General features: G+C 63.6%; 20 protein-coding genes. 14 read left to right on the forward strand and 6 right to left on the reverse strand.

Going from position 1 to position 14,809, the window contains the following annotated elements; genetic code table 11:
* Positions 1 to 86 precede the first annotated feature (86 nt).
* Both ACZ9C1_RS01885 and ACZ9C1_RS01890 read left to right on the forward strand, forming a co-directional pair.
* Complete coding sequence (locus tag ACZ9C1_RS01885; RefSeq protein WP_476253471.1) at positions 87 to 1,886, forward strand: glycoside hydrolase family 15 protein; 1,800 nt, start codon at positions 87 to 89, stop codon at positions 1,884 to 1,886.
* Positions 1,887 to 2,246: 360 nt separating this feature from the next.
* Positions 2,247 to 2,501, forward strand: a complete 255-nt coding sequence (locus tag ACZ9C1_RS01890) for a hypothetical protein (RefSeq protein WP_476253472.1) — start codon at positions 2,247 to 2,249, stop codon at positions 2,499 to 2,501.
* Between the two features lie 192 nt (positions 2,502 to 2,693).
* On the opposite strand, the gene ACZ9C1_RS01895 is transcribed toward ACZ9C1_RS01890, so the two are convergent.
* Complete coding sequence (locus ACZ9C1_RS01895) at positions 2,694 to 3,827, reverse strand: hypothetical protein (RefSeq protein WP_476253473.1); 1,134 nt, start codon at positions 3,825 to 3,827, stop codon at positions 2,694 to 2,696.
* Positions 3,828 to 3,829: 2 nt separating this feature from the next.
* Positions 3,830 to 4,210, reverse strand: coding sequence for a hypothetical protein (locus tag ACZ9C1_RS01900; RefSeq protein WP_476253474.1), 381 nt, complete (start codon positions 4,208 to 4,210; stop codon positions 3,830 to 3,832).
* A 383-nt stretch (positions 4,211 to 4,593) separates the two neighbouring features.
* On the opposite strand from ACZ9C1_RS01900, the gene ACZ9C1_RS01905 reads away from it, so the two are divergent.
* Positions 4,594 to 4,803 (forward strand): DUF1737 domain-containing protein, encoded by a 210-nt coding sequence (locus ACZ9C1_RS01905; protein ID WP_476253475.1) that lies wholly within the window; start codon positions 4,594 to 4,596, stop codon positions 4,801 to 4,803.
* 121 nt (positions 4,804 to 4,924) lie between these two features.
* Entirely contained in the window at positions 4,925 to 5,281 is a 357-nt protein-coding gene (locus tag ACZ9C1_RS01910; RefSeq protein ID WP_476253476.1) for a GNAT family N-acetyltransferase, read from the forward strand.
* 4 nt (positions 5,282 to 5,285) lie between these two features.
* On the opposite strand, the gene ACZ9C1_RS01915 is transcribed toward ACZ9C1_RS01910, so the two are convergent.
* The gene (locus tag ACZ9C1_RS01915) at positions 5,286 to 5,639 is read right to left on the reverse strand and encodes a DUF3916 domain-containing protein (protein WP_476253477.1); all 354 of its coding nucleotides are present in this window, start codon (positions 5,637 to 5,639) and stop codon (positions 5,286 to 5,288) included.
* Positions 5,640 to 5,942: 303 nt separating this feature from the next.
* The gene (glpT, locus tag ACZ9C1_RS01920) at positions 5,943 to 7,295 is read right to left on the reverse strand and encodes a glycerol-3-phosphate transporter (protein WP_476253478.1); all 1,353 of its coding nucleotides are present in this window, start codon (positions 7,293 to 7,295) and stop codon (positions 5,943 to 5,945) included.
* A gap of 223 nt (positions 7,296 to 7,518) precedes the next feature.
* Here glpT and ACZ9C1_RS01925 point away from each other — a divergent pair, with 223 nt between their 5' ends.
* From ACZ9C1_RS01925 to ACZ9C1_RS01970, 10 genes are all read left to right on the forward strand, one after another.
* Positions 7,519 to 8,538 carry a helix-turn-helix domain-containing protein gene (locus ACZ9C1_RS01925; protein WP_110698592.1) on the forward strand — a complete coding sequence of 340 codons (1,020 nt, stop codon included), beginning with the start codon at positions 7,519 to 7,521 and terminating at the stop codon, positions 8,536 to 8,538.
* Between the two features lie 200 nt (positions 8,539 to 8,738).
* Entirely contained in the window at positions 8,739 to 9,227 is a 489-nt protein-coding gene (locus ACZ9C1_RS01930; RefSeq protein ID WP_110698590.1) for a DUF2589 domain-containing protein, read from the forward strand.
* 11 nt (positions 9,228 to 9,238) lie between these two features.
* The gene (locus tag ACZ9C1_RS01935; RefSeq protein ID WP_110698588.1) at positions 9,239 to 9,853 is read left to right on the forward strand and encodes a DUF2589 domain-containing protein; all 615 of its coding nucleotides are present in this window, start codon (positions 9,239 to 9,241) and stop codon (positions 9,851 to 9,853) included.
* An 87-nt stretch (positions 9,854 to 9,940) separates the two neighbouring features.
* Positions 9,941 to 10,213 (forward strand): hypothetical protein, encoded by a 273-nt coding sequence (locus ACZ9C1_RS01940; RefSeq protein WP_110698586.1) that lies wholly within the window; start codon positions 9,941 to 9,943, stop codon positions 10,211 to 10,213.
* Entirely contained in the window at positions 10,213 to 10,518 is a 306-nt protein-coding gene (locus ACZ9C1_RS01945) for a hypothetical protein (protein ID WP_110698584.1), read from the forward strand. The genes ACZ9C1_RS01940 and ACZ9C1_RS01945 overlap by 1 nt, the downstream gene beginning before the upstream one ends.
* Positions 10,519 to 10,561: 43 nt before the next feature.
* Positions 10,562 to 10,735, forward strand: a complete 174-nt coding sequence (locus ACZ9C1_RS01950; RefSeq protein WP_250888410.1) for a hypothetical protein — start codon at positions 10,562 to 10,564, stop codon at positions 10,733 to 10,735.
* A 31-nt stretch (positions 10,736 to 10,766) separates the two neighbouring features.
* Positions 10,767 to 11,153 (forward strand): hypothetical protein, encoded by a 387-nt coding sequence (locus ACZ9C1_RS01955; protein ID WP_476253479.1) that lies wholly within the window; start codon positions 10,767 to 10,769, stop codon positions 11,151 to 11,153.
* A gap of 92 nt (positions 11,154 to 11,245) precedes the next feature.
* On the forward strand, positions 11,246 to 12,028 hold the full coding sequence (locus ACZ9C1_RS01960; RefSeq protein WP_139672073.1) for a glycoside hydrolase family 19 protein: 783 nt from the start codon (positions 11,246 to 11,248) through the stop codon (positions 12,026 to 12,028).
* 77 nt (positions 12,029 to 12,105) lie between these two features.
* Positions 12,106 to 12,672 (forward strand): EndoU domain-containing protein, encoded by a 567-nt coding sequence (locus ACZ9C1_RS01965; protein WP_110698576.1) that lies wholly within the window; start codon positions 12,106 to 12,108, stop codon positions 12,670 to 12,672.
* Positions 12,673 to 12,744: 72 nt separating this feature from the next.
* Positions 12,745 to 13,005, forward strand: coding sequence for a hypothetical protein (locus ACZ9C1_RS01970; RefSeq protein WP_110698574.1), 261 nt, complete (start codon positions 12,745 to 12,747; stop codon positions 13,003 to 13,005).
* A gap of 90 nt (positions 13,006 to 13,095) precedes the next feature.
* Here the strand turns inward: ACZ9C1_RS01970 and ACZ9C1_RS01975 are convergent, their stop codons facing one another.
* Together ACZ9C1_RS01975 and ACZ9C1_RS01980 are read right to left on the reverse strand one after the other, a co-directional pair.
* Complete coding sequence (locus ACZ9C1_RS01975) at positions 13,096 to 14,382, reverse strand: PQQ-dependent sugar dehydrogenase (protein WP_457377894.1); 1,287 nt, start codon at positions 14,380 to 14,382, stop codon at positions 13,096 to 13,098.
* Complete coding sequence (locus ACZ9C1_RS01980) at positions 14,379 to 14,801, reverse strand: DUF2231 domain-containing protein (RefSeq protein ID WP_102684433.1); 423 nt, start codon at positions 14,799 to 14,801, stop codon at positions 14,379 to 14,381. The genes ACZ9C1_RS01975 and ACZ9C1_RS01980 overlap by 4 nt, the downstream gene beginning before the upstream one ends.
* Positions 14,802 to 14,809 lie beyond the last annotated feature (8 nt).

Below are 14,809 nucleotides of genomic sequence, written 5' to 3' on the forward strand. Positions count from 1 at the left end.
CTCGTAACCTGCACCGAGTGCATCGCAACGGAACCGGCAATCCCGCTTCGGCATCCAAACTCACGCCCACCGCCTGAGGATCCGAGATGCCCGCCCTGATCGAAGACTACGCCCTCATCGGCAACTGTCGCAGTGCCGCCCTGATCAACCGCGACGGCGCCCTCGACTGGCTGTGCCTGCCACGCTTCGATGCTCCCGCGGTATTCGCCGCATTGCTGGGCAACGAGGAAAACGGCCGTTGGCGCATCGCCCCCAGCGACCCGGTCGAACACAGCGCCCGCCGCTACCTCGACGACACCCTGGTACTGGAAACCACCTGGACCACCGCCAGCGGTCGCGCCCGTGTGCTCGACTGCATGCCCCTGGGCGAATCCAATGCTGTGCTGCGCATTGTCGAGGGCCTGGCCGGCGAGACGGCGTTCGAGATGGACCTGGTGCTGCGCTTCGACTATGGCCGCAGCGTGCCCTGGGTGGAGAAACTCGACCCGCTGACCCTTAGCGCGGTTGCCGGCCCCGATCGCCTGATCCTGCGCAGCAGCACCGAGACCCATGGCCGGGACCACCACAGCGTCGCCCGGTTTCGCGTGCGCGCCGGTGAGCGCCAGGTGTTCAGCCTTTGCCACCAGCCCTCGCACCTGCCTGTGCAGCCCGGTTGCGATGTCGACCACGACCTCGAGCAGACCATCAACCAATGGCAGGCCTTCGCCGCCCGCTGCCCCGACGTTGGCCCGTACACCGAGCGGGTACGCCGCTCGCTGTTGACCCTCAAGGCCATGACCTACGCGCCCACCGGGGGCATGGTCGCCGCCGTCACCACCTCGCTGCCCGAGCGTGTCGGCGGCGAGCGCAACTGGGACTATCGCTACTGCTGGCTGCGCGACGCCACCATGACCTTGCTGGCGCTGATGAACCTCGGCTACTTCGACGAAGCCCAGGCCTGGCGCGAGTGGTTGCTGCGCTCGGTGGCGGGCAACCCCGAGCAGATGCAGATCATGTATGGGCTGGCGGGGGAGCGCGACCTGCCGGAGTTCAGCCTGCCCTGGCTGGCCGGTTACGAGCATTCGCAGCCGGTGCGGGTCGGCAATGCCGCTTCCGAGCAGTTGCAGCTGGATATCTACGGCGAACTGGCCGACGCCATGACCCAGGCCATTAAGGGCGGGCTGCCGCGGCATCCGCGCAGCGCCGCCATCGCCCGCTCGATCCTGCCGTACCTTGAAAGCATCTGGCGCGAGCCCGACGAGGGGCTGTGGGAGGTGCGCGGCGGTCGCCAGCACTTCGTGCACTCCAAGGTCATGGCCTGGGTTGCCTTCGACCGCTCGGCGAGCCTGGCCGACACCACCGAGGAAGGGCGTGAGCGGGGGCGACATTACCGTCAGGTGGCGGACCAGATCCGTGACGAGGTCTGCCGCCGCGGGCTGGATGCCGACGGGCGCCACTTCGTCCAGGCCTACGGTTCGACCGAGCTGGACGCGAGCCTGCTGCAGATCGCCCTGACCGGCTTTCTGCCCGCCGACGATCCACGCTTCCTGCGCACCCTCGAACAGATCGAAACCCGCCTGCTGCGCAACGGCCTGCTGCTGCGCTACGACAGCGACAGTTGCAGCGACGGCCTGACGCCAGGTGAGGGGACGTTCCTGGTGTGTTCGTTCTGGTTGGCGGATGTCTATGTGCTGCTGGGGCGGCAGGAGGAGGCGCAGGCGCTTTATGAGCGGCTGACAGGCTTGTGCAATGACGTGGGATTGCTGGCCGAGCAGTACGACCCGGTGGGCAAACGGATGCTGGGGAATTTCCCGCAGGCGTTCAGCCATATCGGCATCATCAATACGGCGCTGAACCTGCACCGGGCGCAGTGTCCGGTGCGGGATCGGGCGAAATGCGGTGATTGAGCCTGCGACTTCTGACACTGGGCTATCAGCTTTTCCTCATTGCTTGTAGTCCATTTCCGAATCATTCTTTTGCCATCTTTAAGCCATTGCTACGGTCCTCCTTGCAACCTAGGCTCCCCTGGTCGTTGCCAATTCAGCGACCGGGTCTGCAAACCCGTGCCAAAGAAGAAGGACGCCGTTGCCAGGCTTCAGGTGCATCACCGCACTGTGAGGTTTGTTTCATGGTGGCTGCGTACGGGAGGTCTTCAGACCTGCCGGGTTACCTTCTTCTGCCCCGGTTTTTGCAGCCTGTACGTAGTCGCCACCCCTCCACTGCAAAGGAAGGATGGCGACCTATCTTTAACTGCAGGAGAAGTCGAAATGTTGAAGATCGTCCCCGATCCACCCCCATCCAATCCTTCCCCTCATCACCTCGAAGACACCCTGATTCAGGCGGCGGAATACGTGCGCTGCGCCCTTGTCGTGGCCCATCAGTCGGTATTGGTCTCGCATCCGCATTCGCTCGGAGCAACACTGGCGCTGACGGCGGTGCACGAGATGGAAACCGTACGCGCACTGCTGGACTCGGCGTTGGCGCAGGTACAGATACCAGGTGAGCCGCAGACACGGCATTGAGGTGGCGCATCCTGCGCGGGATGCAGTAGTAGAAGTGGGCATGTTTGGCGATGATTGACATTGGCTGCGTGGATGGCCGCGCTGGCGCTATCGCGGGGCAAGCCCGCTCCCGCGTTGGTGATGCCTGCCACTGTGCTCCCTGAGCGGTAGTTCAGCTAAGCGACTTTGAGACGGATAGATACTGCAAGAGTGCTAAACAGCATCATCCGGTATGGCTTCAATATCGCTGATCTCCAGCACTGCCTTGGTTTGACGGAGCCTGCCGGTGACGCTGATGTTCACTTCGCTGGCGAAGTGCTCGACGACGTCATCGTAGAGGCTGTCGTTGAAAGCACATTTCAGCTCGGCCTCGCCGTTGGGGCGGCCACGGAGGATGAAGGTCAGGTTGTCCTTGTCCAGTTCTCGGATCTGGCCGCTGGTCTTCACGAGTTGGTGCTTTTGCGTAAGGTGCCGGGCGAGCGTTTCACTGATGAACTTTCGGTGGTGGCGGTTCAGGCGGATGACTTGATTGTTCTTGATCAACTGCCCGCGGATCTCGGCAGACTCCACCTGGCCGTGAGTCGGTGGTGTCAGGTCCCTCAGTGCTTCCAGTATGGAAATCTCAGGCTCGTTGCCTGACCGCTCGACAAGCCAGCTCAAACCCGACTCGAGCACGCGCGCACTTTGGGCATAAGTGTCTATGGGAGAGGTCTGCAGATCCAGTTCGTCGGAGTTGGGGATGCTGAACGAAACTTCGAAGCTGTTGTAGGCAAAGCGTGTGGCAGGAAGATCGTATGATTTCCTGAAACTCTCTTCCGGCCTCCCTTGCGAGACGTTTTGCGTGACGACTTCGAGGATTTTCTTGAGCGCGCTTGCCGGGCTGTTGACCGCTCGTGCAATCACGCTGGCGGGTACTGCGCCTTCCTTCAGACCCGGCCCGATGAGGCGATAGGAAAGCAGCGGCATATGCTCTGGGCAAAGGGTGGCATGGGGTTCTGGCTTGAACTGCTGGGGTACGTCATCCAGGCTTTCCAGGCTCCAGGCCATGGCGGGGGACATGTCGTAGTGCATATCGACCACCCAGAGCCAACTCTGTTTGAGCAGGTCATGGACAGTTTTGTGCCCAGTTTTTAACTGTTGTATCAGCGAGGGGCTGGTAGGGGTAACCAGATAGCGAATCAACTTCTCTTCGCGGTCTTCCTCGCTTTCGTACCAGAAACGCAGGAGGGAATCGCTGCCCAAGGTGGTGAATATCTTGGGGCCGTCGAACTCGTAAAGGACCTCCGCGATATGCAGCGTCTCAAAGGGCTGGGGGCTGATGGGGTTAGAGGTAACGGGCCACAGCATGCTCAAACCTCCGCCATCGAGAACAGAAGCTTGCGCTCGACGTCCTTGCATGGCCACCACGTCATATGGAGAGGGTTGCGCTTTGCCGGTGTCTTCAGAATCTTTCCGTGGCTTGGCTCGAGCCTGGCGGTAGCGATGTACTTCCCAAGTCTTGGGAACAATGATTGCTGATGGCTGCAACTGGCACGGTCGGGAAATACGGACAACCCATGGCGAATGCAGGCATTTTCGCCGGTTGCGTCAGCGGCCCGGCCACGCTCCGCCTGCGAGAGGCAATCCTGTTCGTGCACGGGGTTGTTGAGTGAAACCATATAGATCATACCGGAACAGCTCACAGCCGCTGGTAGCGGACAGTTGTCGGGCAGCCCATCAGGAAAGGTCATCGGTGCATCCTTGTCGTGTCTGGCATTCTAGGTCCATGGTCGTGGTGCGTCCATGTGGCATGACTTGGCGTTCGATGATGGCTTGCAAGCGGGCAGTGTTTTTACCGGAGTGCTTTTTTGCGCACTTGCTGCATCGGACCTGACTGTAGATGCAAATTGAGGAGCCAGCTGCTGATCTGAACGTCAGAATGGCTGTGTTTGGTGTAGGTCATTTCTGTATCACTGTTGGCGCCATTGCGCGCAAGCCCGTTACTCCAGATGGCAAGCAGGGTATTTATACCGTTGGGAGCTGCGTCAGACACGTCGAGGCGAACGGCGCATCAGCTATGGCATGATGCTCGGTGCCGCACGCGATTGACGTCGGTCTTGAAAGGAGAACTCAAATGCCCTCGTCCCCACCCAACGACCTGCCGGTCTATCGCCTGATCACCGGCAAGGACGACGCCAGTTTCTGCCAGCGCATTTCCGAGATTCTGGCCTTGGGCTATCAGCTTCATGGTTCGCCCAGCGTGACCTTCGACAGCAGCAAGGGGCATGTGGTGGCCGCGCAAGCGGTGTTGTGGCCCGTTCACGGTGCCGCCACCCGGAGCTGACATCATGGGAATGGACATCGCTCTGCGCCCGGCCAGGGTCGAGGAGGCGGGTGAGATTGCCGCACTGGTTGCTGAGGCGTATACCCCCTACATCGCGAGAATAGGCCGTAAGCCAGCCCCCATGCTGGTTGACTACACGCGAGTCGTGCGTGACGACGAGGTGTTCGTGGCTCAGTTGGGTAACGGCATTGCCGGTGTGCTTGTGCTGCGCCGTGAGACGGGTGAACTGCTATTGGAAAACGTTGCCGTGCGCACTGCCTGCAAAGGGCAGGGTATAGGGCGGCACATGCTCGACTTCGCCGAGGCCCACGCCCGTGCGCTCGGGTGTGCGGCGATCAGGTTGTACACCCACGAGCGTATGACAGAGAACATCGAGATCTACCGTACGCGCGGCTACCGCGAGACTCACCGTGCGGTGGAGGATGGTTTCGCTCGGGTGTTCATGTGCAAGTCGCTGGTCGGCCCGCAACAACCATGAGCGTTCAGGCCGGCTCTGCGATGCACCACCAGTGCTGTGTCTCGCCTTCGTCGTCAATGACCGGGTGCCCATGCTCGATGAAACCGTCAGGCAGGGCCAATGCGAGGGTGTCGCTCAGGCGTAATGGGGCCAGGGCGTTGTGCTGGCCGAGGAAAGACAAGTAGTAATCACGGTCGTAGAAGACCGTCACCTCGCTCTGGTGCAGCCACGGCCAGACCAGCAGGCAGGCGACACGGTAGTAGCCGTGACTGTGGTCGGCCGCCTCGGCCAGGTGGCGCGCCGCCTCCAGTAGTTGCTGCACGCACAGGGCCTGTACTTCGACACGCGCCTGAGGGCCCTGAACCAGCGAATCGATCACCGGGATCTTCCAGTTCCAGTAGCGCTGCATACCGGGCGAGGATGGAATTCGCCCTCGAAGGTTGACGCCCAATACTCCAGGGCCCGCAGATGGCGCGGGATGTTGCGCAGTTTCTTGTTGCTCAGGCTGAGTCGTCGCAAGAGAGGTCCTTCTCGGGGCCATGAAATGGCAGGCGATTATGAGGGATTCCACAGGCTGATCAATTCTTTGCGGCATCAACATCACACAGCTGTTGCAGACTGCCTGAAAACACAAAGCCCGGGGCGAAACCCCGGGCTTTGTCATTTACACCTGCCTTGCGCGTCACGCCAGAGCTTCACGCCCGTTGCTGGCGACCTTGGTATGGCGCAAGGTCGGAATCAGGAACGCAATCGCCAGCACGCACGCGCTGACCAGCATCACGAAGCCGCCGTCCCAGCCGAAGTGGTCGACGGTGTAGCCCATCGCCGCGCTGGCCGCGACCGAGCCGCCCAGGTAGCCGAACAATCCGGTGAAGCCCGCCGCGGTACCGGCGGCTTTCTTCGGCGCCAGTTCCAGCGCCTGCAGGCCGATCAGCATCACCGGACCGTAGATCAGGAAGCCGATGGCAAACAACGCGATCATGTCGATGGTCGGGTTGCCCGGCGGGTTGAGCCAGTACACCAGGGTGGCCACGGTCACCAGGGCCATGAACACGATGCCGGTCAGGCCACGGTTGCCGCGGAAGATCTTGTCGGACATCCAGCCGCACAGCAGGGTGCCGGGAATGCCGGCCCACTCGTAGAAGAAGTAGGCCCACGAGGTGGTGTCGACGCTGAAGTGCTTGGCTTCCTTCAGGTAGGTTGGCGCCCAGTCCAGCACGCCGTAGCGCAGCAGGTAGACGAATACGTTGGCCAGGGCGATGTACCACAGCAGTTTGTTGCACAGCACGTACTGGACGAAGATCTGCTTGGCGCTGAACTCCTGCTCGTGGCTCTCATCGTAGCCTTCGGGGTAGTCGTTCTTGTACTGCTCGACCGGTGGCAGGCCGACCGACTGCGGAGTGTCGCGCATGGTGGCGAAGGCGAACACGGCCACCAGCACGGCGACCGTGGCAGGCACGTAGAAGGCCGCGTGCCAGTCGTTGGTCCAGGCCAGGCCCAGCAGGAACAGCGGGCCGATCAGGCCGCCGCCGACGTTATGGGCGACGTTCCACACCGACACCACGCTGCCGCGCTCCTTCTGCGACCACCAGTGCACCATGGTCCGGCCGCTTGGCGGCCAGCCCATGCCCTGGGCCCAGCCGTTGATGAACAGCAGCACGAACATGATCGTCACGCTGGACGTGGCCCAATGCGCGAAACCGAAAATGAACATTACCCCGGCCGAGATCAGCAGGCCGAAGGGCAGGAAGTAGCGTGGGTTGGAGCGGTCCGAAACCAGGCCCATGAGGAACTTGGACAAACCGTAGGCGATGGCGATGGCGGAGATCGCCAGGCCCAGCTGGCCGCGGGTGTAGCCCTCTTCCTCGATGAGGTAGGGCATGGCCAGGGAGAAGTTCTTGCGCAGCAGGTAGTAGCCGGCATAGCCGAAAAAGATCCCGGCGAAGATTTGCCAGCGCAGGCGGCGATAGGTGCTGTCGACGCGCTCGTCGGGCAGCGGCGCCTGGTGCGCGGCAGGGCGGAAGAAGGCAAACATGTGAAGCTCCCAGCTTGTTATAGGTATGCGAAAGCGAATATTACATTTTCGTTACGGAAAAAATCTCGGTTTTAGGCCGGGTGGTTGTTCTTTTGTGAAAGCCTGCGCATGGGTGATTACGGCAGCGCAAGGCATCCTCTGACATTGATGATGGCGATTGGCTACGAACTGGTCAGTTGTGGACCACTTTTCCGGCTCTACTACGGACGGAAGAGCCAATCCCATGGATATTCACGCAACGCCAATCGACCGCGCCACGCTGCTGCCCCACCTGCACCTCGGTCAGGAAAATCATCCCGGCTGGCCCTCGGTGCTGTTCGGCACCACGGCCCGTGCCGGGACCTCGGTTGACGCCTCGCTCGCGGTCTTTCATTTCAAGCGGTTCCTGTTGTGTAGCGGTCGCCTGGACGCTGCCCGCTATGTGCGTGATCGAGCGCGTCTGGCCTGGTGTGACCTGGATCACTATGTGTTGTACCTGCCGCTGCAACGTGGGCTGGCCGGCGGCAATGGCCTACGCGTGCGCGTGCAGGATGTAGTGGTGCTGGACCTGGCCCAGCCGGCGGCATTCGGCATGGCCGCAGGCGAGGGGCTGAGCCTGGTCATCCCACGCGTAGTGGTGCCCCATGCCAAGGGGCAACTCCATGGCCTGCGATTGTGCCGGCAAAGCACGATGGGCGGCCTTCTGGGGCGCCTGCTGGCGTCGCTGGCGGTGGCCGCACCGCGCCTGACCGAGGATGACTGCACACGGCTGACCGAGCCCTTGCTCCATGTGATCGCCGCGTGCCTGGCCAGCGCGGTGACCGACCCTGCGCTTGTCGTACCGGACGCCGAGACCTTGGGGCGGCGCGCCCGTCGTTACATCGAGGGCAACCTGCAGCGTGACGACCTTACCCCGGCCGTTGTGGCCAAGGCACTGGGTACCTCGCGCAGCCAGTTGTACCGGGCGTTCGAACCGTTCGGCGGGGTAGCGCGCTATCTGCTGCAACGGCGTCTGCGGCGTTGCCTGCTGGCGTTGGGCGAGCCCGCCAATGCCGGGCGGCGTATCGGCGACCTGGCTTATGTCTACGGGTTCACCGACGAAGGGCATTTCAGCAAAGCGTTTCGCAAGGCCTTCGGCCTGTCGCCCCGTGCCGCCCGGAGGGCGCTGCAGCGCGGTGAGCTGAGTGCCAGTTACGCCGCGGCGAGCGGCGCGCACGCCCCGCCTTCACTGGCCCGTTGGCTGCATGAACTGGCTGGCCAGTAACCCCCGCATCCTGGGACGGCTGACCAGGTTTTTGGGACGCCCAGCCCCGGACAGTGCGTGGCCCTGACCGTAATCTGGATTCAACGGGTAACCCAACCACCCTTCAATCCGGTGCCGTCGTCAGGGCCTGAACCTGCAACGCACGAACTGCGAAGCCACCCGGACGGCATCGGCACCGCAACAGACAAGGAGCGTCGGACGTGGCGAATCAATCCCTCCACCACCTCATCCAGAGCATCGCCGGCGCGGTCGCAGAGGCGCAGGACAAGATCCAGCGTTTTCAGGTATCGACCGTGCGCCAGTACTTCGACGAAGACAACCGACCGGTGAGCATCGATGTGCGCCTGCCGTCCCATTCGCCCGAAGCGCGCGAAGGCGAGGAGCGCGTGGTGCGTGTGCCGCTGCTGTCGCTGGTGGGGGCACGGCTGATGGCCGTCAAGGACATGGAAATCTCGTTCGAGGTAGGGCTGAACGCCGATGACGGCTCGGCTGCGAACGTCGGGCCGGCCAATGCCGGCGCCGATGGCTCGGGCTGGCCGAGCGAGAACCACAAGGCTCTGAACGTCGACCTGGGCGTTCGCCGCAATGGTGAAGGCGGGCCACTGGCGCGCGTCACCCTCAAAGTCGAAACCCAGCCCCCGTCGGAGGGGATGGCTCGGCTGCTGCAAAACCTCGATAAATTGATCTAGGAGACACAGAAATGGCTAACTTCTCGATGGGTGACCAGTTCCGCGGCCTGCCCATGGGCGACCTGATCGGTGGTCCGCTGACCGCCGCCTGCGACGCCCAGGTCCGCCTGGCCAACGCTACCGCCGACTTCATCAAGGTGATCGGCTTCCTGCCACCGGCGCCTGACCCGAACAACACCGACCCCAACCGGGTGGGTGATGTGCGTACGGTCAGCTTCCGCTTCGACCGTCCCTCCACCAGCAAGCCCGACGACGGCACCATCCCCATGGAACGGGTCGAGTTGGAAGTACCGCTGCTGGCGGTGGTCAAGGTGCCGAACCTGTCGATCAACAAGGTCGACATCACCTTCGACATGGAGGTGAAGAACTCCGAGCAATCGCGCGAAGCCACCGACGCCCAGGCGGCGATGTCGGCCGAGGCCAGTGTGGGCTGGGGGCCGTTCAGCGCCAAAGTCAACATCTCAGGCTCGGTGTCCTCGCACAAGGAGAACACCCGTTCCACCGACCAGTCGGCCAAGTACCACGTCGAGGTGCACGCCGCCGACGACGGAATGCCGGAAGGGCTGGCCCGGGTGCTGGACATGATCTCGCAGTCGGTTGCGCCAAAAGCCATCACCCAGCAGTAAAGGGTGAGCGGCCCAGCGTCAGCCCTGGGTTCGCCTGAGCCTTGACCGGGGGTTGGCCGTCAGTCTTTTCCGGAAAGGAGTTCCGTGATGTTCGATCTAACGGACGTGGGATATGTGAAACGCATCGTCGTCGGCAGCACCGATCCGGAGAAGCTGACGTCGCAGGATGTGATCCAGGCGCAGACCGCGCTGCTCAACCGCTGTCTCTGCGAGCCGCCGAAGGGGCGCATCGTCGGCATCGAGAAGAGCTTCAACCTGCTCAACATCGGCGAGCACCAGGTGGTGCTGCAGTCGCTCATCTACCACGTGGGCTTCGCCCGTCGGCCGTTCTGGCTGCCTGACGAGCAGGAGGCCTCGTGATGAACCACCTCGAAGAATTCGTCCAGGCCCTCGGCGGTGCCATGGCCGGCGCCCAGCAGGTCACAGGGGCGCGTTGGCCGGGCATCCGCATCGCCCAGATGGAGGTGTCGCTGGCCGCGACCGTCGAGCCAGGCGATGTCTCGGGCTGCCTGGCGTTGCGGGTCGGCCGCCCGCCACGCGGTAAGCAGACCTTGCATGAACTGAGCATTGTCGTGCCCGGCGATGCCCATGCGGCGATCGTCGTGCGCCTCGATGGCGAGCTGTTCGGGCACTACCGGAGGCCCGCTGATGGCCAGGCGAACTGACCGCTCGATGCGGCTGCTGCTGTCAACCCAGGAGACTCGAACCATGCGCACGATCCTGAAGAAAAAAACCGCGCAACCGGCGCGTATGTCCACCACCAGACGCGTGCTGTGCGCCATCGGTGCTGCGGTGCTGTCTGCGCTGGTGGCTCTGGGCGCGATCCAGCCTGACCTGGCCCTGAGCATCGCCAAGTGGGCGGGGCTGGTGCTGGCGTTCTGAACCCTGCATTCAACCAACAAGGAGAGTCACCATGAAACAGTTGTCAACTGCACTGGTGGGGGCGTTGGCCCTCACCAGCCTGGCAACGGCCTGGGCCGTCGAGTACCGCGGCACCTTCAAGGACGATGGCCGCGACATCCCCGTCGTCCTGGACATTGAACCCGCCGCCGGGTTGGGGGATCGCGCCGGCAAGGTGCGTTTCAACGGCAATTGGAAATGCGGCTTCGACCTGGAGTACAGCGGGGCCAACGGGCAGGTCAACAGCTATGGCCTGGATGGCGCAGGCGCTGGCCTGTGCGGGCAACTGGCGCAGGGCTACCTGCAGAGCAGCCAGGGTGGCGGTGGCTTGCAGGTGCAACTGTTTACCCAACGCAACAAGCTGGCTTACAGCCTGACGCTCTTGCCATCCGGTAAGTAGCGCCAACCCCCACGACACCTCTCGCTTCGACACCAAGGCACGGCCTGCCCGCTGCCCCACGGGGAGCGGCTTGCCCGAAAAAGGAGCAGACCATGTGCATCACCAACACCGTAGGAACCGGCGGTAGCAATGCGCCCGCCGATGTGCGCAGCCTGCAACTGCTGCTCAACCTCAACAGCGGGCAACGCGGCTTCAGTTGCGCGCTCGGCACCGATGGCCTCTGGGGCGCAGGCACGCGCAGCGCCCTTGAGAGCTTCCAGCAAATCATCGGCAGCCCGGCCGGCAAACCGGTAGCGCCGGGCGACACGACCCTGGCCGCCTTGCGGGTCGGGCTGCCCGGCGGGCTCGGCGTGGCCAAGCTGTGGTTGGCGCTGATCAATGCCAGCAGCGCACGCATCACGGCGTTCCATCAGCCGTTGCTGGAGGTGCTGACCCGCTACCGCATCGACACGCCACTGCGTATTGCTCACTTCCTCGCCCAGATCGCCCATGAGAGTGGCTGCCTTCGATACACCGAAGAGCTGGCCAGCGGGAGTGCCTACGAAGGGCGCAAGGACCTCGGCAACCTGCAGCCGGGCGACGGCCCGCGCTTCAAGGGTCGTGGCCTGATTCAGCTCACCGGCCGCGCCAACTATCGCCAGTACGGCCAGTACTGCACGCGCGACTTCGAGAACAAGGACGACCCCGCCCTGGTGAGCAGCGACCCGGCCCTGGCGGTGGATGTCGCCGGCTGGTTCTGGGCCAACCGCAAGCTCAACGACTGGGCCGACAAGGATGACCTGCGCGAAGTCACCCGGCGCGTCAACGGCGGCTTCAACGGCCTCGATGATCGTGCCGCTTATCTAGCCCGGGCCAAGTGGCTGCTGCTCGGCTGACCCCACTCCCGCTTTCCGCCGGCAGCGGCGGAGCCAGAGGACAACAACGTCCTGTCACTGCAAAAAGGAGCTTCAAGATGAAAAAGACTTTCGTAGCAACCCCTGCACGTGCCGTGCTGGCTGGTCTGGCGATTATCGGCAGCTTGGCCTTCACCCTGGTGCCGATGGCGCCTGCCCAGGCCGCCGTGCAATGCCCGCAACCCAACTCGGGCGGCGCGCCCGCGGTCAACCAGCAGCATGTGTTCTGTGGTGAGGTTCAGGTGCAGGCTGCCGGCAACCGGGCCAAGGGCTTTCACAGCAGGCCGAACGGCCAGTCGCCTGCCACCGTGACCTTTACCGCTGCCACCACCAATACCCCGCGTGGTCCGGCCGGGATCTACGTGCTGCGCAACTTCAACATCACCCAAAATGGCGCGACCGGCACCAAGACCGTCTCCACGATGTTTCCTGACACTTGCTCACAAGCCAACGTGGTGGCGGCCATCCAGAACGCGTACAACAACCGCACCGGGCTGGTAAACGGCGAGTTCCACGGGCCGTCGGGGGCGAGTTGCCAGGCGGGCAACCCGGCGGCGTCCTTCAACATCGTCGGCTATATGAACGCCAGTGGCACGGTGGTGACCACCGCCTATCCTGACTACTGATTCTGCGTCACTCTCTGCAGGGCCGGGCGTGATGCCCGGCTCTTTTCGTCAGCACAACAAAGGAGTTTGCTGATGTCCAACATCCCATCCAGCAGTCTGCAGCAGTTCCTGGACGATGAGGTGACGGCCGTGGCACGCGAGCATTTGCTGGAAAAGGCCCTTGCCGCGCGCCTCAACCGAGTGGTGGAGCCCTACAGTGGCAATGCCTACCATGTTGCGTTCGAAGAGGACACGGTGGTGATCGAGCACTATTACATCGAAGGCTGGCCGGCCGTACACCTGCCGTTGCAGGATTTCATCAAAGCCTTGGAGTCGTTTGCAGGCAAGGCCTGAACGCGCCTTGCAAAATGTGCATGGCGCTAGCCAGGTGCTCAACGCGAGCGCTGCACGCTCGTGTTGAGCACCTGAAAAGCCCTGGCGCCCCTACGGCTCGCGAGTCACCCGCCACAGGGTGTTGGCCAGGTCGTCGGCAATGATCAACGCCCCCTTCGGGTCGACGGTCACCCCCACGGGCCGGCCACGGGTCTTGCCGTCCCCGCCAAGAAAGCCCGTGGCGAAATCCACCGGCTTGCCGGCCGGCTTGCCGTCGCGAAACGGCACGAAGATCACCTTGTAGCCCACCGGGTTCGGCCGGTTCCAGCTGCCGTGTTCACCCACGAACACACCGTCGGCGAAGGTGTCGCCCATGGCCGGGTTGGAGAAGGCCACGCCCAGCGCCGCCACATGCGAGCCGAGGCTGTAGTCGGGCTTGATCGCGGCTTTCACCTTGTCCGGGTTCTGCGGCCGCACGCGGTCATCGACGTTCTGGCCCCAGTAGCTGTATGGCCAGCCATAGAACGCGCCTTCCTGCACCGAGGTCAGGTAGTCCGGCACCAGGTCCGGGCCCAGCTCGTCGCGCTCGTTGACCACTGCCCACAGTTTGCCGTCGCGTGGTTGGATGGCCAGCGCGGTCGGGTTGCGCAGGCCGGTGGCATAAGGCCGGTGGGCACCGGTCGCAGCGTCCACCTGCCAGACCATGGCGCGGTCGACCTCCGCCTCCATGCCGCGCTCGGTGATATTGCTGTTGGAGCCGATGCCGACGTACAGGTAGCGGCCGTCGGGGCTGATGGCCAGCGACTTGGTCCAGTGGTGGTTGATCTCGGCGGGCAGGTCGGTGACCTTGGTCGGCGGGCCACCGGCCTGGGTCTGGCCGTCCTGGTAATCGAAGCGCACCAGCGCGTCCTGGTTGGCCACGTACAGCTTGCCGTCGGCATAGGCCAGGCCATAGGGGGCATTGAGGTGTTCGGCGAATACCGTCTGCAGTTCGTAGCGGCCATCACCGTCGGCGTCGCGCAGCAGGGTAAGGCGGTTGCCGCCCTTGACCTGGGTGTTGCCCTTGGCCTTGATCTGGCTGGCGATCACGTCCTTGGGCTTGAGCTTGGCGGCGTTGCCGCCACGGCCTTCGGCAACGAGGATGTCGCCATTGGGCAACACCAGGGTCTGGCGCGGGATCTTCAGGTCGGTGGCGATGGCGCTGATGCGGTAGCCCTGGGGCACCTGGGGTTTTTGCTCACCCCAGGCGGCCGGCTGGGCGATCTTCATGCTTGGCAGCAGCCCGCGTTCGGGGGCCGGCAATTTCGGGTCCGGACCATGGGCCTGGGTCTTCTCGCCGTCGCCGCCACAGGCGCTGAGCAGCAGGGCCATGCTCAGGGCGCTCAATGCGTGCTTCATGCTTCGCCCTCCGTGCGCAGGCGGGTCAGGCCGGCCCAGGTGGCGATCATGGCCAGCACCGTGACCACTACTGACAGCACCAGGCCTGCGGGCATCACGGCCCAGGCGTCCTTGGCGTGCTCGAAGGCGTTGACCAGGCCCAGTACCCAGGTGACCAGCAGCAACAGCACGTACAGCAGCGGGCGACCGGCCTTGCGTGGCGCCCGGATCAGGTTGGCCAGGGCAAACAGCAGCGCCAGGCCACTGGATAGCAGGGCCCCGGCGATCAGCCAGGCGGCGAAGTTGCTCCACTGGATCTGGTAGCTCTGGTAGTAGGCAATGTCGCTGAGCAGGGCGCCGAGAAACAGCGGCACGCTGCCGGCGAGCAGGGTCGCGTGCAGCGGCCCTGGGGTGCAACGGGGGAGGGTGGTAGTGGTCACTGGCTAGG

The organism is Pseudomonas sp. TE21435, assembly GCF_056279265.1.

What these genes read in the sequence shown, in the direction of transcription:
- ACZ9C1_RS01890 (WP_476253472.1), top strand. Translation starts at nt 2,247, where the DNA reads ATGTTGAAGATCGTCCCCGATCCACCCCCATCCAATCCTTCCCCTCAT.
- ACZ9C1_RS01925 (WP_110698592.1), top strand. Translation starts at nt 7,519, where the DNA reads ATGGATATTCACGCAACGCCAATCGACCGCGCCACGCTGCTGCCCCAC.
- ACZ9C1_RS01955 (WP_476253479.1), top strand. Translation starts at nt 10,767, where the DNA reads ATGAAACAGTTGTCAACTGCACTGGTGGGGGCGTTGGCCCTCACCAGC.
- ACZ9C1_RS01940 (WP_110698586.1), top strand. Translation starts at nt 9,941, where the DNA reads ATGTTCGATCTAACGGACGTGGGATATGTGAAACGCATCGTCGTCGGC.
- glpT (WP_476253478.1), bottom strand. Translation starts at nt 7,295, where the DNA reads ATGTTTGCCTTCTTCCGCCCTGCCGCGCACCAGGCGCCGCTGCCCGAC.
- ACZ9C1_RS01895 (WP_476253473.1), bottom strand. Translation starts at nt 3,827, where the DNA reads ATGCTGTGGCCCGTTACCTCTAACCCCATCAGCCCCCAGCCCTTTGAG.
- ACZ9C1_RS01960 (WP_139672073.1), top strand. Translation starts at nt 11,246, where the DNA reads ATGTGCATCACCAACACCGTAGGAACCGGCGGTAGCAATGCGCCCGCC.
- ACZ9C1_RS01965 (WP_110698576.1), top strand. Translation starts at nt 12,106, where the DNA reads ATGAAAAAGACTTTCGTAGCAACCCCTGCACGTGCCGTGCTGGCTGGT.
- ACZ9C1_RS01905 (WP_476253475.1), top strand. Translation starts at nt 4,594, where the DNA reads ATGCCCTCGTCCCCACCCAACGACCTGCCGGTCTATCGCCTGATCACC.
- ACZ9C1_RS01950 (WP_250888410.1), top strand. Translation starts at nt 10,562, where the DNA reads ATGCGCACGATCCTGAAGAAAAAAACCGCGCAACCGGCGCGTATGTCC.
- ACZ9C1_RS01970 (WP_110698574.1), top strand. Translation starts at nt 12,745, where the DNA reads ATGTCCAACATCCCATCCAGCAGTCTGCAGCAGTTCCTGGACGATGAG.
- ACZ9C1_RS01945 (WP_110698584.1), top strand. Translation starts at nt 10,213, where the DNA reads ATGAACCACCTCGAAGAATTCGTCCAGGCCCTCGGCGGTGCCATGGCC.
- ACZ9C1_RS01900 (WP_476253474.1), bottom strand. Translation starts at nt 4,210, where the DNA reads ATGACCTTTCCTGATGGGCTGCCCGACAACTGTCCGCTACCAGCGGCT.
- ACZ9C1_RS01910 (WP_476253476.1), top strand. Translation starts at nt 4,925, where the DNA reads ATGCTGGTTGACTACACGCGAGTCGTGCGTGACGACGAGGTGTTCGTG.
- ACZ9C1_RS01935 (WP_110698588.1), top strand. Translation starts at nt 9,239, where the DNA reads ATGGCTAACTTCTCGATGGGTGACCAGTTCCGCGGCCTGCCCATGGGC.
- ACZ9C1_RS01885 (WP_476253471.1), top strand. Translation starts at nt 87, where the DNA reads ATGCCCGCCCTGATCGAAGACTACGCCCTCATCGGCAACTGTCGCAGT.
- ACZ9C1_RS01975 (WP_457377894.1), bottom strand. Translation starts at nt 14,382, where the DNA reads ATGAAGCACGCATTGAGCGCCCTGAGCATGGCCCTGCTGCTCAGCGCC.